Raw genomic sequence first — 14,857 nt, forward strand, 5'->3', positions numbered from 1 at the left:
AACTCCTTAAAAATACGGATTTTCGCAAAGAATTAAAGCGTAAAGACCTCTTTAAAATTCCCGTTACTTTCTTACCTTTACAAACCAATTACCTCAACGCTAGAAAACTATAAACCCTAACAAACACCTATTTATTATGTTGTATTTTAAATTGACAAATGAAAAGCAACAAATCCAGACTGTTAACAATGAATACTAAACATACTACCTTTTATGTAGTCTTATTTTTATTTTTCCATTTCGGTTTTACCCAAATTCCTGAAGTTGTAAAAAAAGAAGTTCAATATCGGGTTAGGAATCAAATAAATCCATCCATCGCTATTGGGGTATTGGATTCGACCGGCACACATTATTACGTGCATGGATTTAAAAATTTGGAGCAAAAAGTAAAAGCAGATGAAAACACTTTATACGAAATAGGCTCCATCACTAAAACTTACACGGGCTTGCTTTTGGCAAAAGGCATTACCGAAAAAAGAATGTCCTTAAAAGATCCAGCCAATAAATTTCTACCAGACTCCATTAAACTAACCGATAAAAAAGGCGTTGATGTTACATTGCAAAGTCTATCGACCCATTCAAGCGGATTGCCAAGACTACCGGATAATTTGAAACCGAAAAACCAAATGGATCCTTATGCCAATTACAGCAGAAAAGAAATGTTTACATTTTTGGCTCACTATATTCCGAAAAGTGTGGACAAGAACTTTTCATACTCCAATTTAGGCGTTGGTTTGTTAGGTGAAATTTTGGCAATGGAACGAAAACAATCGTACACGGCTTCGCTTCAAAATGAAATTTTAAGTCCGCTAAAACTTGATAACACTTTTTTAAAAGTTTCAGAGACACAGACAGAAAACTTAGCCAAAGGATACATGGGAACGCAGGAAGTACATCATTGGCATTTTAAAGCAATGGCTGCTGCTGGCGGTTTAAAAGCTAGTGTAAAGGATCTTTTGAAATATGGAAAAAGCTATTTAAAAAATGATAGTCCGCTTGCTACTTCCCAAAAATTAGCGTCCACTACTAAATTCACGGACCAAGATGGGAACAAACATGGTTTAGGTTGGTTTATTAACGAAGACAACATTATTTTCCACGGCGGAGGAACAGGTGGTTTTAGAACCTTTTTGGCGGTTGACAAGGAGAATAAAAGGGTAATCGCTGTTTTAACGAACTCTGGATCGAGTCCGGCCGAAGATATTGCAGAGTTTTTGATAGATCCGAAGAAAAATCCGCTGGACGTAGCCAAGGAAGAAGTCGCCATTTCCGTAGAAGAATTGATTGAATATGAAGGGAATTATATTAACGACGGACTAAAATTCTCTTATGATTTTATTCTGAAAGAAGACACACTGCAGGCGCAACTGCAAGGCCAGCCTGAGTTTCCGGTTTTCTACCAAGGAAAGGATACTTTTATTTATAAAGTGGTAAAAGCAAAAATTGTATTCGACCGCGATGAGAATGATACCATTGTTGGACTTACACTATACCAAAACGGACAAGAAATTCCATTTATAAAAACGACACCATAAACGTTTATGTACAAAATTATTTTTACAGATATCGACGGGACTCTTTTGGGTCCCGATAGAGATTTAACCGAAAACACCATTTCTCAATTTAAAAAAATCAATCACATTCCGTTGGTATTGGTATCGGCGAGAATGCCTAAGCAAATGCATCATTTGCAAGAAAAATTGAATATTGTTAACGAGCCGCTTATCGCATTTAATGGCGCTTTGGTAACAGCAGGTGAAAAAACGATTCATTCCACCGAAATTCCTATAAATATTATTGAAGCCCTTGTTGAATTCAACGAAAATACTTCCGAAGAAAAAATACACATCGGCCTCTTTAACCACAACAATTGGTATGTAGAAGAGATGGATTATTGGGCAAAACGGGAAGAAAACAATACCAAAATAACTCCGGAAATCAAGAAAAATAAAGACGTGGTTTCCCTTTGGAAGGAAACAGGCAAAGGCGCCCATAAAATAATGTGTATGGGCGATGCAGCCTATATCGATGGGATTTTTAAATTTTTGGAAGATAATTTTAACGATTCTTTACATCTATACCGCTCTAAAGACACTTATATTGAAATTGCCAATAAAGAGGTTTCCAAACTTACTGGGATTAAGCTTTTGCTAGAAGATTTTTATCCCTCTATTTCTTTGGAGGAAGTGATTGCCTTTGGAGACAATTATAACGATGTGGAAATGATAGGCGCCGTTGGTCACGGAGTTGCTGTTTCCAACGCCCGCGACGAGGTAAAAGCCGTTGCAAAAGCAGTAACAAGCCACCACAAGGAAGATGGCGTTGCTGTTTACCTTGAAAGTTTGTTTAAATAACTTGTAACTTTTACCCTACAAGTTTGTCTAATGCATGAATTGATAATTACTCAAAATGAAGAAAATACTATTTTCAGCTTTGGCTGCAACCGTATTGGCCTGTACGCCAAAAGTTAACGATTTAGCGACCAATGTTCCTGTAGATGCCAACATCGATTTGGTGAATGTGAAAGATGATAAAGTACATGTATCGGTAGATCCGGGAAGATTTACTTCTGAAACTATAAATTTTTATATCCCGAAAACGGTACCTGGAACATACAGCAATAATGATTACGGTCAGTTTTTGGAAAACGTAACTGCTTACGATTACGACAACAATACTATGGAAATTGTTAGCGTAGATAAAAACACCTGGAAAATAAGCAATGCAACCAATTTTGATAGAATTGAATACGATGTAAACGATTCTTTTGATTCTGAAGCCGATTTCGAAGAGCCTGTTTTTTCTCCCGCTGGATCAAATATTGAGGCAAACAAAAACTTCTTTTTAAACCTTCATATGTTTGTTGGCTATTTTTCCGATTTAAAGGAAAGACCATACCAACTTACTTTTACACATCCATCTGGCTTTAAAGCATCAACTTCTTTGGAAAAAGTTACCGCTAAAGACCCAAAACCCAATACCGATACTTTTTTGGCAAACCGTTATTTTGAAGTAACAGACAATCCAATAATGTACGCCAAGCCTGATATGGAAAATTTTTCCGTGAACGACATTGAAGTTACCTTAGCGGTGTATTCTCCTAACAAAGTATATTCCGCTTTGAGCATCAAAGAGCCGATGGAAAAAATGATGAAAGCGCAAAAAACGTTTTTGGGAGACATCAATGCTACCAAAAAGTATGATATCCTTTTGTTTTTAAGCGCTATGGAAGAAGGAGATCCAACTGGCTTTGGTGCACTAGAACACCACACCAGTACAACAGTTGTCTTACCAGAATCCATGCCAAAAGAAGCTTTGGTGGAAACCATGACAGATGTAGTATCCCATGAGTTTTTCCATATTGTAACCCCGCTAACGGTTCATTCTGAAGAAATTGAGTTTTTTGATTATAACGACCCAAAAATGTCTAAACACCTTTGGATGTATGAAGGGGTAACGGAATACTTTGCCAACCTTTTCCAAATAAACCAAGGATTAATAGATGAGCAGGCTTTTTATGATAGAATTGCAGGAAAAATAGAAAATTCTAAAAGATATAACGACAGCCTTTCTTTTACTGAAATGAGTAAAAACGTTTTGGTTGAACCTTATAAGAAAAACTATGCCAACGTGTATGAAAAAGGTGCGCTAATCGGTATGTGCGTAGATTTAATAATAAGGGAGCAAAGCAATGGTGAGAAAGGAATCTTATGGCTTATGAAGCAACTTTCCCAAGAGTACGGCATGGACAAATCCTTTAAAGATGAAGAGCTTTTTGATAAAATAGTTTCTTTAACCTATCCAGAAGTTGATTCATTTTTTAATACCTATGTTATAGGAGACACGCCCATTAACTATGAAGATTTCTTAGGAAAAGCCGGACTCACATTTGAAGATGAAATAATTACCACTTCTTTTTTCCTAAACGGTCAAATTCCCTTTATTGATGTAAAACCAGAAAACAAAGAGATTTTTGTAAGGGATACTGAATTAAACTCCTCAATGAAGGAAATCGGATTGCAGAGTGGGGACATCATTAAATCGGTGAATGGAACCGAATTTACGGTAGAAGCAATTAGAAATGTAATTATGGGCTCTATGTCATGGCAACCAGATGCCGAAGTTACACTTGTTGTAGATAGAGATGGGGAAGAAATTACCCTCACCGGAAAAGCTGGCACACCTAGCATCATGAAAAAGAAGCTTACCAAAATGGAGACTACAACACCTCTACAAGATGCTTTACGTGAAGCATGGTTGAAAGGATAATATTTAATTTATAAAAAATTAAAACCCGCCATCGCAGTAGCATGGCGGGTTTTTTGTTTTTAGAAATACTCCTATAAAAATATTTCATCTTTTTTTGTAACCTTTTCTCTGTTTGCTTCGTATAATACCTGTACACCAAGATTATTCATTTAAAACAATCAGGAGAGAATAGATGAGACAGCTCAAAATCACGAAGCAGGTTACCAACAGAGAAACCGCTTCCCTGGACAAGTATCTTCAAGAAATTGGTAAGGTAGACTTAATCACAGCAGACGAAGAAGTAGAATTGGCACAGCGAATTAAGGCAGGAGACCAAATTGCCTTAGAAAAACTTACGAAAGCCAATTTACGTTTTGTGGTTTCGGTAGCAAAGCAATACCAGAACCAAGGATTAACTTTGCCTGACTTAATTAACGAAGGTAACTTAGGTCTTATTAAAGCTGCACAACGTTTTGATGAAACGCGTGGTTTTAAATTTATATCGTACGCCGTATGGTGGATTCGTCAATCTATCCTACAGGCGTTGGCAGAGCAATCTAGGATTGTTCGTTTGCCGTTGAACAAAATTGGTTCTATTAATAAAATTAATAAAACCTATGCATTTTTAGAGCAAGCTCATGAACGTGTTCCTTCTGCGGAAGAAATTGCGAAAGAGCTAGACATGTCTATCAATGATGTGAAAGAGTCTATGAAAAACTCTGGGCGCCATGTATCGATGGATGCTCCTTTGGTGGAGGGTGAAGATTCTAACCTTTACGACGTTTTGCGTAGTGGTGAATCACCAAACCCAGATAAAGACTTATTGCACGAATCACTTCGTACAGAAATTGAAAGAGCTTTAGAAACCCTTACGCCTCGCGAAGCAGATGTAATAAGACTATATTTTGGTTTGGGAGACCAACATCCAATGACGCTAGAGGAAATAGGAGAAACTTTTGATTTAACCCGTGAGCGTGTTCGCCAAATTAAAGAAAAAGCGATTAGGAGACTTAAGCACACTTCGAGAAGTAAAATCCTAAAAACCTATTTAGGATAATTCTATAAATTTATTTTTTTGTATTTTACTACTGAAAATAGATTTGCTAAGAATCGAGATTATTACTTTCATTGAAAATTGAAATGATTCTCTAAAAATATAGAAAGCAACAACAGTTTATCATAAACTGTTCGTTTTTTGATTGATGAATAAACTCCGGCTGATTACCGGAGTTTTTTCATTTTATCTTTTTCCATTTTTAATACCACAAAAAAAGCGGATGATGTTATATCATCCGCCCATAGCAATTTTTTCCTTTTAACCAGTTTTTTTCAGCAATCCACTTTTAATATAAGAAGTTAAGCGCTGTAATATCATTGTTGTTAAACTCCCCATTTGTACTAAAGCTAAAACAAGATAGCATGATTGAAGTGGAGTCATATCCCGTAGGTGTTCCTGGAATATGCACCGCTCCTACTCCAGCTGTACCTTCGTTTACATTTTGACCACAGCTTTGACGGCTAAACCAATCTGTATGTCTAAATCCAATGGAATGACCAATTTCATGAGTGGCTACATGTTCATTTACATTATTACTGGCGTTATCCAATCCAGTAAAAATTTGAATAAATTTATTTGGATTACCTCCACTAGGAAATCCTGCTGAACCTCCAGCCCCACTTTCAGTTGGATTGCGGTAAACTACCATATCTGCGTTGGTACTAGCAGCAAAACTCAAGGACATGGTTATCCCAAGGTTTAAACGATTGTAATTAGCTACTGCCCATTGCAATCCCGTACGCATGCTATTGGTTAGAGCATAACCTCCACCGCCTGTGTAACCAATTACGGTTAATGTCCTAGGCGAACTTACCAAATTATTTGTACGGTATTGCTCTGTAGTGATACCTCCATAAATACTCATCCCGTCTAATTTATCGGGGTCGATGGTAATATCTCCTTCCACCACATATCTAGACACCAAAGTGCCATCCGGTAGCGGAATGTCTTTCATAACAACATCATTAGTATTTAAAGATAAAGAGCCAATTTTATCGAGTACCTCTTGACTGATATTTTGTGACTCTTCAACAGGGCTATCTACTTCATCTTTAGCACAAGAAGCGAATAAAAGGGCAACCAAGGCTCCCCAAGACATGATTAATTTGATTTTTTTCATCTCAATAATTTTTTAAGTTAATGTTATAAAGTTGCAACTTTTTGATATTCCTAAATTTAAAACATTTCAAGACTAAAAAATGAGTATAATTTGTTAATTTAACATAATTTAAAATCATATTTTAAATACGAAAACGTTATAGTATGAATCGTAGGATAAAGCGTACAAAGCACTTCATCGATGAAATGCATCATTTAATCCTAATAATCGAATGTTTTATTTGTAACAAAAATGATTTAAAAAGTTTTAAAACAGACAAAATGTTACATAAATATTGAATAGTTGTTAAAAATTCGACCCAAATAATGAGTATATTGCAAACAAATAAGCTGAAATTGAAACACTTAACCTTAATTATTGCTTTCGCAATCAGTTTAAATTGCTTTTCGCAGCAAAAAACGGATTGGCAACACTTCATTTTAGACAAAAAAGAGGAAGGAAAAACAGAGAACACTACCTCATATTATCTCGTTAAACACAATACATTTAAAAACGCTATCCCAACCAATAGCAGTTATGAAATTAAGAGGGTTTTAGACAACAACCATTTTATTGCAAGTACAAAAAACCCATCCGAAATTGAAAAGCTAATAAAACCTACATCTATCTTAAAAGCCAATAATCTTTGGAAACTAAATGCTAACATTCAAAATAAAAGAAGCGCCCTCTTTACCGTTTCCAGCTCGAATGGAGATATGGCGCACTCATATTTTCAAGGGTTAAATGAAATTGAAATCATCAAAAGAATCGATGATTTCTTTATTATAAAAACCAATACTTCCGTAGTTGAGAAGAAACTGCTTCAACAACCCTTCGTAAATTATATTGGAGAGGAACAACTTTCACCTAATACAGAATCTATTGTGTTGGATATGGACTTAACGGTGAATAACATTACAAAAGTCCGCAACGAAGAAATAAACTTACAAGGAAGCGATATCACAATATCAGTAAAAGATGAATTGTTATACCGAGATGATATAGATTTACTCGGTAAAACTATTGTTCCCGACACGACCACCAACGAGATTGGAACCCATGCCACCGATATGGCCACTATTACTTCCGGACTAGGCAATTCCGCGATGAATAGTTTTGGGGTTGCACCATTTTCAAAAGTAGCTTCTTCCAACTTCAATTCACTACCTCCAGATGAAAACAATTATTTTTTAGAGAATGACATTACCATTCAGAATCATTCATACGGCACGTCCATAGAACCTTTTTACGGAGCATTGGCAAGCCTTTACGACGCGCAAAGTTATGAGCTCCCCAATATACTACATGTTTTTTCAGCCGGAAACCAAGGTTCGGTCTCATCTACCGAAGGTAAATACAAAGATTTGGGTCCGATCGCCAACCTCACTGGAAACTTTAAATATTCGAAAAACACCCTATCAGTAGGAGCCTGCAACTACAATAATCAAGTCATAGAAATATCGTCTAAAGGGCCTGCTCCGGATGGCCGCATAAAACCAGAATTGGTGGCATACAGTTCATTTGGAACCTCGAACGCTGCCGCCATTACAGCCGGTGCCGCTGCATTGCTCCAAGAAAAATACAACCTTCTTTACCAAGACAATATTCCTTCTTATTTAATGAAGGCTATGCTAATTGCGGGTGCCGATGACATTGAAGAAAAAGGGCCAGATTATAAAAGTGGTTTTGGAAAATTAAACCTTTCTGAAAGCCTTGACATTCTAAAAAATGAGCAGTTTATTTTAGATGAAATTTCAGCAAGTAGTAAAAAAAATCACACAATTGAAATACCAGAAAACACTAAAAGTATAAAAGTCACCTTAACATGGCTAGACCCTGCTGCTAATCCGAACGACAATATTGCTTTAGTTAACGATTTGGACATTACAGCAACCGATGGAACAATTACAATCTACCCCCTTATTTTAAACGATTCTCCAAATGAAAATATCTTAAATCAAACTGCGAAAGAGGGAGTGGACAACAAAAACAATATTGAGCAGATTGTTATTGAAAACCCAACAAAAGAAAATTATACGCTTTCCGTGAAAAGCAACGCTCTGCAAACAGCATCGCAAAAATATGCGATTGCGTATCATTTTTTAACAGACAATTCCTTTGAATGGCACTACCCGTTATCTTCAGACAATGTACCCTACAATGGAGAATCTATTGCAAACTTCAAATGGAAAAGCACACTGAGCGAAGAAATTGGCGATTTAGAAATAAGCTTCGACAACGGGAACACTTGGCAACTTATTGAGAGCAATATAAACCTAACGAAAGGAAACTACCTTTATAACGCCCCCAACGAAACAAACTCAGCAGCCAAGCTTCGGATAAAAACCAGCACACAAACTTATGAATCACCGATTTTTACTTATAGTTTTTCGCCAAGAGTACGGGTTTCATTAAACTGCAATGACACAAAAGAAATTAAATGGAATGCGCTTAAAAATGTAGATGAATATCAGCTGTTTCGACTTGAAAATAATAGAATGGCTCCGCTAACAACCGTTAAAGACACTAGTTTTGTTATACCTAAAATTGAAGAAAACAAGATGTATTATGCAGTTGCTCCCATTTTGGAAAATGGTCTTTTAGGAGCAAGAAGTGAAACCATTAATGTAAATGAATCCGAAAATATATGCTACATAAACAATTTCCTTGCAAATACCGATTTGGAAACTTCCACCGTAAGCATTTTTACTAGTCTTAACAGCTCTTTCAATATTGAATCAGCAACCGTATTTTCTTTGAGAGAAAATGAACGAATTCCCATTACCACCCTGAATACTGCAAGTGGAAGCAGTTTTGTGTCGCTAGACAACAACCCCACCCAAGGCATTAACCGATATCAATTAGAAATAAAATTGAAGTCGGGAGCTACAATTCTATCCGAAATTACCACAACTATTTTTCTAACAGACACTCCTTTTTACATCTTTCCAAATCCCACTACCAATGGTATAAATGTTTACACGAAAGATTTTACAAATGAAAAAGTAACCTTCAACCTATTTAATATTGCAGGACAACTTTGTTACACAACAGAGATTACCACCAGTAATTCTTACGTTACGTTCGGGAGTCAACCTCCAGGGGTTTATATTGTACGACTGAAAGCCAGCAGCGGCGAAGAAACTATTAAAAAAATAGTGATTAAATAATGGGCCTATCACTTTGAAACCTTTCCCTGCTCAACTAAACTTTTAATTGCATTTCTTACTATCTTTGACTAAAATATTTGAGCAATGGCAAGTAACCAAAATAAAATATTGAACCACGAGGAAATTCAGCATAAAATAAAACGAATTGCTTATCAAATCTATGAAACCTATGTGGATGAAGAGGAAATCGTTATTGCGGGAATTGCTTCTGGCGGACTAGAACTTGCAAAAAAAATCAACGATACAATGCGAGAAATCGCGGATATCAATACGCAATTGTGTGAAGTTAAAATAGATAAAGAACAACTTCTAAAACCTATTGAAACTTCTATTGACAAAGACGGTTACCAAAACAAAGCTATTGTTTTAGTAGATGACGTTTTAAATTCTGGCGGTACTCTAATCTACGGCGTAAAACATTTTTTAAACGTCCCCATTAAAAAAATAAAAACGGTAGTTTTAGTCGACAGAAACCATAAAAGATATCCTGTTAAAGCCGATTTTAAAGGCATTTCCCTCTCCACTTCCCTACAGGAACATGTTTCTGTAGTTTTTGAAGAAGGAAACGACGCCGTGTATTTAAACTAATTTTTTCAAAATTATTTCGACCAGCTCTTCTGGAGTCTCATTTTCAACATTAATAATGTGAGGCGCCTGGAGGTAAAAGAAGTTTCTTTCAAATAGATGTTTTCTTATAAAGTCAGAAAGCTCATCATCACCAATTTCTTTTATAAGTGGACGCTGTTCTTTTTCCAAGGTCAATCTTTTCACAAGAGCGTCTACGGAAAGTTTCAAATAAAAAACATGTTCAGTAGCTTTTAAAACATCCTGCATATTATTCCCAAAACAAGGAGTTCCGCCTCCAAGCGAAACAACGGCTTTTGGTTTTTCAGCCAATAACTGCTGAAGATACTCGGCTTCTTTTTTTCTGAAATAAATTTCCCCTTTCTGTTTAAAAATTTCTGGAACGCTTAAGCCTTCTTTATTTTCAATGTAATCATCAAAATCTATAAAATGTAACGATTGTTTTTCAGCCAATAGTCTACCAACAGTAGATTTACCGCTTCCCATATATCCCAGTAACACTTGTGTCATTTCAGTTCAAATTATTAATTATCATGGTTTTAGGCTACGCACCTAAAAAAATGACAAATTTATATTAAAAATGGCTTGAATTATAAATAAATGGTCTTATATTTGCACCCGCAAACGACAAACGTTTTGCAACGTACTTTAAAATTACGTTATTGACTCGATAGCTCAGTTGGTAGAGCACAACACTTTTAATGTTGGGGTCCTGGGTTCGAGCCCCAGTCGGGTCACTTAATGACTTTTGGCTAGTAAAGCTTATCATTCCTTGCAGTATTTGGCGAGAAGCCTGTACCGAGCGAAGTCGAGGTAAGCCCCAGTCGGGTCACTTTGTAACATTTCTGTTACAATGTTATGCATTTTTTTAGAGCATAACGAAACAATATTTACAAAATAGCCTTTTTGGGCTATTATTTTTTTTAGACTCGATAGCTCAGTTGGTAGAGCACAACACTTTTAATGTTGGGGTCCTGGGTTCGAGCCCCAGTCGGGTCACATTATGACTTTTGGCTAGTAAAGCTTATCATTCCTTGTAGTATTTGGCGAGAAGCCTCTACCGAGCGAAGTCGAGGTAAGCCCCAGTCGGGTCACTAAGAACAAAAAAAAGTTGAGCAAATAGCTTAACTTTTTTTATTTTCGCAAATATAAACACCGGGATGCTGGAATTGGTAGACAGGCATGGTTGAGGGCCATGTGTCCATTAGGGCGTGTGGGTTCGACTCCCATTCCCGGTACAAGAAGGTTTAGAAAACACATCTAAACCTTTTTTTATACCTTATCTTTTCTAAATATTAGGTAATAGAAGTTAACTCCCAGAATGGCTATGTTGGTAAGAATTACAGGGATGGACGGTAATAAAAACCCATAAATTACAAAAAGGAGACACCCTATAGAATTAACAACCCGCAATCTCCTAATCTCCTTCATAAAAAAAGAAAGCAACACGCCTATAGAGGCCGCGTAACCAATTAATTCAGTGGGAGATGTACTAAAATATTCCATACTTAATTACATTTATAAAATCCGAAAACAGCTATTTCATTACAGAATAAATATAACCTAAAAGTTAATTTGATTTTATAAAAACAGTAAAAAAACGTGGAATAATAACTACAATCCATTACTTTTACCATTAAATATTTCTTTTTTAGCAAAAATTAAATAAATGGAGATTTTAGGTATAGATGTAGGAGCTTCAGGAATGAAAGGGGCAATCGTAGACATTGATAAAGGTGTTTTACTTACTGAACGATTTAGAATTGAAACCCCTAGACCTGCTACCCCAGGAGCCATGGCAGCCGTAATAAAACAGATTGTTGATCATTTTGAATGGAAAGGCCCTGTTGGCTGCGGATTTCCAACTGCTATTAAAAACGGTATTACACTTACTGAAAGTAATCTTCATAAAAAATGGATTGGTGTAAACGCTGAAAATCTCTTTGAACAAGAAACAGGACTTCCTTTCGCAGTTGCTAATGATGCAGATGTAGCTGGAATAGCCGAAATGAACTTTGGTGCTGGAAAGGGCAAAAAAGGTTTTGTACTTATTATTACTGTTGGTACCGGACTAGGTTGCGGAGCTTTCTACGACGGTAAACTAATCCCAAATTTTGAATTGGGACAGATGTACTTCAAGAAATATAAGAATATAGAAAACTACGCCGCAAACTCCGTTAGGAAAAGCAAAAATATGAGCTTTAAAAAATGGGGAAAGCGTTTTAATAAGTTTTTGAATTACGTTCACCTAATTTTAAGTCCAGACTTATTTATCATCGGTGGTGGGGGCAGCAAGTACTTTGAAGAATACGAGAAATACCTCGACATGAAAGTACCTACTATACAAGCAGAAACACTTAACGAGGCTGGTATAATTGGAGCTGCCTATGCAGCAAAGGAGTTGGCCTCTGTGAAGTCCTAAAAGAGTTTTCTTTTAAATAAAGAGTAGTTAAACCTTACTTCTTACGCTCAATTACGTAGTTTACCATTAATTCTAAAGAATCTTTGTAAACAGAGTCAGGGAATTTGGAAAGAATTTGCAATGCTTCTTCTTGGAAAGCTATCATTTTCTGTTCGGCATATTCTAGTCCGCCGTTATCTTTTACGTAGGTAATAACCTCTTTTACCCGTTTTTTGTCTTTATTGTATTTTTTAACGGAATTGATCAGCCATTTTTTATCTTCTTTAGACGCTGTATTGAGCGCATAAATTAGCGGCAACGTCATTTTTTGCTCCTTAATATCGATTCCCGTCGGTTTGCCAATTGGGCCGTCGGTATAATCAAATAAATCGTCTTTAATTTGAAAAGCCATTCCGATTAACTCACCAAATTTTCGCATTTGAGGAACTTCATCAGAATCCGGTTTTACGGAACAAGCTCCCAAACTACAACAGGCAGCAATTAAAGTAGCTGTTTTCTGGCGAATGATTTCGTAGTATACCTCTTCAGTAATATCTAGCCTACGTGCCTTTTCAATCTGTAGCAACTCCCCTTCACTCATTTCCCTAACGGCTACGGAAATAATCTTCAGCAAATCAAAATCTTCATTATCTATAGAAAGCAACAGGCCTTTGGAAAGAAGATAATCCCCTACCAGTACAGCAATTTTGTTTTTCCAAAGAGCGTTCAACGAGAAAAAACCTCTTCTTCGGTTACTGTCGTCTACCACATCATCATGCACCAAAGTAGCAGTGTGTATCAACTCGATTACACTTGCCCCTCGATAAGTACGGTCGTTTACTTTTCCTCCGGAAACCATTTTGGCTACGAGAAAAACAAACATGGGTCGCATTTGCTTTCCCTTTCTGTTTACAATGTAATACGTGATACGGTTAAGTAACGCTACTTTTGAAGACATGGATTCATGGAACTTTTTCTCAAAAAGCTCCATTTCCGTACGTATGGGTTCTTTAATTTGTTCTACTACTTTCATAGAAAGCGTAAAGATAGTGAACTCGAAGAAACTTTTTCCTATTGGGTAAAAATGATTTTAATCGGAATAAATTCAGTAGAAATCTCAGATAACCATTCCGAACAAAAATCTAAATCTTACGATTTATTGGCTAATTGACCGCATGCGGCATCGATATCTTTTCCTCTGGAACGCCTTACGGTTACGGTAATGCCATTACGTTCTAAAATTTCCCTGTACATATCTAAAGCAGCGCTATCTGCCTGATGAAACATTTCATCGCCAATGGGGTTGTACTCAATTATATTTACTTTGGAAGGGGCAAATTTGCAAAACTGTACAAGTGCTTCGGCGTCTTTCGGTTTATCGTTTACGCCACGCCAAACTACATATTCGTAGGTAATTCTACTCTTTGTTTTGCTGTACCAATATTGAAGCGCCTCCCGAAGGTCGGCTAAAGGGAAGGTAGCATTAAAAGGCATGATGGAAGTACGTACTTCGTCTATGGCAGAGTGCAGTGAAACCGCAAGTTTAAACTTTACCTCGGTATCTGCCATTTTCTTTATCATTTTAGGAACACCCGATGTGGAAACGGTGATTCTACGGGGTGACATTCCCAATCCTTCCGGAGAAGTTATTTTTTCAATAGCCGCCAGTACATTGTTGTAATTCATAAGTGGTTCGCCCATTCCCATAAAAACAATATTGGACAACGGACGGTCGAAATACAACCTGCTTTCGTTATCAATGGCCACTACTTGGTCGTAAATTTCATCTGGATTTAAATTACGCATCCTTTTCAATTTGGCGGTAGCACAGAACTTACAATCTAAACTACACCCAACCTGACTGGAAACGCACGCCGTGGTTCTGGTATCCGTAGGAATTAAAACCGATTCCACAATTAAATCGTCATGCAAACGCACTGCATTTTTAATGGTGCCATCACTACTCCGCTGCATTTGGTCCACCTTTATGTGGTTGATTACAAAGTTATCTTCCAACATTTGTCGGGTTTCTTTGGAAATGTTGGTCATTTCTTCAAAAGAGTATGCCGCTTTCCCCCACAACCATTCATATACTTGATTTCCGCGAAAAGCCTTGTCTCCCTGAGACACAAAAAAATCCCGCAATTGGTCCTTCGTCAACGCCCGTATGTCTTTCTTCTTCGTTTGCATAGGTGCAAAGATACGTTTTGATTTGTGAAATGCGATGGTTTATTAAAAACACATGTTACAAGCATAAACACACAGGGAGCACCCCATCTTGACATGGGTCACACCCC

12 protein-coding genes and 3 tRNA genes are annotated in these 14,857 nt (G+C 36.8%); 10 read left to right on the plus strand and 5 right to left on the minus strand.

What is annotated here, in order from left to right; genetic code table 11:
* The first annotated feature begins 188 nt into the window (after nucleotides 1-188).
* The 4 genes from NDQ75_RS01040 (at nucleotide 189) to NDQ75_RS01055 (ending at nucleotide 5,305) form a co-directional block, all read left to right on the plus strand.
* On the plus strand, nucleotides 189-1,535 hold the full coding sequence (locus tag NDQ75_RS01040; RefSeq protein WP_202028916.1) for a serine hydrolase: 1,347 nt from the start codon (nucleotides 189-191) through the stop codon (nucleotides 1,533-1,535).
* Between the two features lie 6 nt (nucleotides 1,536-1,541).
* Entirely contained in the window at nucleotides 1,542-2,354 is an 813-nt protein-coding gene (locus NDQ75_RS01045) for an HAD family hydrolase (RefSeq protein ID WP_202028917.1), read from the plus strand.
* A gap of 55 nt (nucleotides 2,355-2,409) precedes the next feature.
* Nucleotides 2,410-4,269 (plus strand): M61 family metallopeptidase, encoded by a 1,860-nt coding sequence (locus NDQ75_RS01050; protein WP_202028918.1) that lies wholly within the window; start codon nucleotides 2,410-2,412, stop codon nucleotides 4,267-4,269.
* 172 nt (nucleotides 4,270-4,441) lie between these two features.
* Nucleotides 4,442-5,305 carry a sigma-70 family RNA polymerase sigma factor gene (locus NDQ75_RS01055; RefSeq protein WP_178951504.1) on the plus strand — a complete coding sequence of 288 codons (864 nt, stop codon included), beginning with the start codon at nucleotides 4,442-4,444 and terminating at the stop codon, nucleotides 5,303-5,305.
* A 286-nt stretch (nucleotides 5,306-5,591) separates the two neighbouring features.
* Here the strand turns inward: NDQ75_RS01055 and NDQ75_RS01060 are convergent, their stop codons facing one another.
* Nucleotides 5,592-6,425: a M57 family metalloprotease gene (locus NDQ75_RS01060; RefSeq protein WP_202028919.1), complete on the minus strand. Its 834-nt coding sequence runs from the start codon at nucleotides 6,423-6,425 to the stop codon at nucleotides 5,592-5,594.
* A gap of 305 nt (nucleotides 6,426-6,730) precedes the next feature.
* On the opposite strand from NDQ75_RS01060, the gene NDQ75_RS01065 reads away from it, so the two are divergent.
* Both NDQ75_RS01065 and NDQ75_RS01070 read left to right on the plus strand, forming a co-directional pair.
* A complete protein-coding gene (locus NDQ75_RS01065) occupies nucleotides 6,731-9,574 on the plus strand; it encodes a S8 family peptidase (RefSeq protein WP_202028920.1) in 2,844 nt (947 codons plus the stop codon).
* Nucleotides 9,575-9,658: 84 nt separating this feature from the next.
* A complete protein-coding gene (locus NDQ75_RS01070) occupies nucleotides 9,659-10,162 on the plus strand; it encodes a phosphoribosyltransferase family protein (protein WP_202028921.1) in 504 nt (167 codons plus the stop codon).
* On the opposite strand, the gene NDQ75_RS01075 is transcribed toward NDQ75_RS01070, so the two are convergent.
* Nucleotides 10,154-10,669: a shikimate kinase gene (locus tag NDQ75_RS01075; protein ID WP_202028922.1), complete on the minus strand. Its 516-nt coding sequence runs from the start codon at nucleotides 10,667-10,669 to the stop codon at nucleotides 10,154-10,156. The genes NDQ75_RS01070 and NDQ75_RS01075 overlap by 9 nt on opposite strands.
* Before the next feature lie 154 nt (nucleotides 10,670-10,823).
* Here NDQ75_RS01075 and NDQ75_RS01080 point away from each other — a divergent pair.
* From NDQ75_RS01080 to NDQ75_RS01090, 3 genes are all read left to right on the plus strand, one after another.
* Nucleotides 10,824-10,896 (plus strand) — tRNA-Lys (locus tag NDQ75_RS01080).
* A gap of 189 nt (nucleotides 10,897-11,085) precedes the next feature.
* Nucleotides 11,086-11,158, plus strand: a tRNA-Lys gene (locus NDQ75_RS01085).
* A gap of 155 nt (nucleotides 11,159-11,313) precedes the next feature.
* Nucleotides 11,314-11,397: transfer RNA gene (locus tag NDQ75_RS01090), tRNA-Leu, on the plus strand.
* Between the two features lie 34 nt (nucleotides 11,398-11,431).
* Here the strand turns inward: NDQ75_RS01090 and NDQ75_RS01095 are convergent.
* The gene (locus tag NDQ75_RS01095) at nucleotides 11,432-11,665 is read right to left on the minus strand and encodes a YgjV family protein (RefSeq protein WP_202028923.1); all 234 of its coding nucleotides are present in this window, start codon (nucleotides 11,663-11,665) and stop codon (nucleotides 11,432-11,434) included.
* A 163-nt stretch (nucleotides 11,666-11,828) separates the two neighbouring features.
* Between NDQ75_RS01095 and ppgK the strand changes: the two genes are divergently transcribed.
* Nucleotides 11,829-12,581, plus strand: a complete 753-nt coding sequence (gene ppgK, locus NDQ75_RS01100; RefSeq protein ID WP_202028924.1) for a polyphosphate--glucose phosphotransferase — start codon at nucleotides 11,829-11,831, stop codon at nucleotides 12,579-12,581.
* A 34-nt stretch (nucleotides 12,582-12,615) separates the two neighbouring features.
* On the opposite strand, the gene NDQ75_RS01105 is transcribed toward ppgK, so the two are convergent.
* Nucleotides 12,616-13,593 carry a polyprenyl synthetase family protein gene (locus NDQ75_RS01105; protein WP_202028925.1) on the minus strand — a complete coding sequence of 326 codons (978 nt, stop codon included), beginning with the start codon at nucleotides 13,591-13,593 and terminating at the stop codon, nucleotides 12,616-12,618.
* 116 nt (nucleotides 13,594-13,709) lie between these two features.
* The gene (gene rlmN, locus NDQ75_RS01110) at nucleotides 13,710-14,750 is read right to left on the minus strand and encodes a 23S rRNA (adenine(2503)-C(2))-methyltransferase RlmN (RefSeq protein WP_202028926.1); all 1,041 of its coding nucleotides are present in this window, start codon (nucleotides 14,748-14,750) and stop codon (nucleotides 13,710-13,712) included.
* Nucleotides 14,751-14,857: the final 107 nt, after the last annotated feature.

The sequence above is a fragment of the Galbibacter mesophilus genome, assembly GCF_023721415.1.
Lineage (GTDB): Bacteria > Bacteroidota > Bacteroidia > Flavobacteriales > Flavobacteriaceae > Galbibacter > Galbibacter mesophilus.

What these genes read in the sequence shown, in the direction of transcription:
- NDQ75_RS01065 (WP_202028920.1), top strand. Translation starts at nt 6,731, where the DNA reads ATGAGTATATTGCAAACAAATAAGCTGAAATTGAAACACTTAACCTTA.
- NDQ75_RS01050 (WP_202028918.1), top strand. Translation starts at nt 2,410, where the DNA reads ATGAAGAAAATACTATTTTCAGCTTTGGCTGCAACCGTATTGGCCTGT.
- NDQ75_RS01105 (WP_202028925.1), bottom strand. Translation starts at nt 13,593, where the DNA reads ATGAAAGTAGTAGAACAAATTAAAGAACCCATACGTACGGAAATGGAG.
- NDQ75_RS01040 (WP_202028916.1), top strand. Translation starts at nt 189, where the DNA reads ATGAATACTAAACATACTACCTTTTATGTAGTCTTATTTTTATTTTTC.
- NDQ75_RS01070 (WP_202028921.1), top strand. Translation starts at nt 9,659, where the DNA reads ATGGCAAGTAACCAAAATAAAATATTGAACCACGAGGAAATTCAGCAT.
- NDQ75_RS01095 (WP_202028923.1), bottom strand. Translation starts at nt 11,665, where the DNA reads ATGGAATATTTTAGTACATCTCCCACTGAATTAATTGGTTACGCGGCC.
- rlmN (WP_202028926.1), bottom strand. Translation starts at nt 14,750, where the DNA reads ATGCAAACGAAGAAGAAAGACATACGGGCGTTGACGAAGGACCAATTG.
- NDQ75_RS01075 (WP_202028922.1), bottom strand. Translation starts at nt 10,669, where the DNA reads ATGACACAAGTGTTACTGGGATATATGGGAAGCGGTAAATCTACTGTT.
- NDQ75_RS01055 (WP_178951504.1), top strand. Translation starts at nt 4,442, where the DNA reads ATGAGACAGCTCAAAATCACGAAGCAGGTTACCAACAGAGAAACCGCT.
- NDQ75_RS01045 (WP_202028917.1), top strand. Translation starts at nt 1,542, where the DNA reads ATGTACAAAATTATTTTTACAGATATCGACGGGACTCTTTTGGGTCCC.
- NDQ75_RS01060 (WP_202028919.1), bottom strand. Translation starts at nt 6,425, where the DNA reads ATGAAAAAAATCAAATTAATCATGTCTTGGGGAGCCTTGGTTGCCCTT.
- ppgK (WP_202028924.1), top strand. Translation starts at nt 11,829, where the DNA reads ATGGAGATTTTAGGTATAGATGTAGGAGCTTCAGGAATGAAAGGGGCA.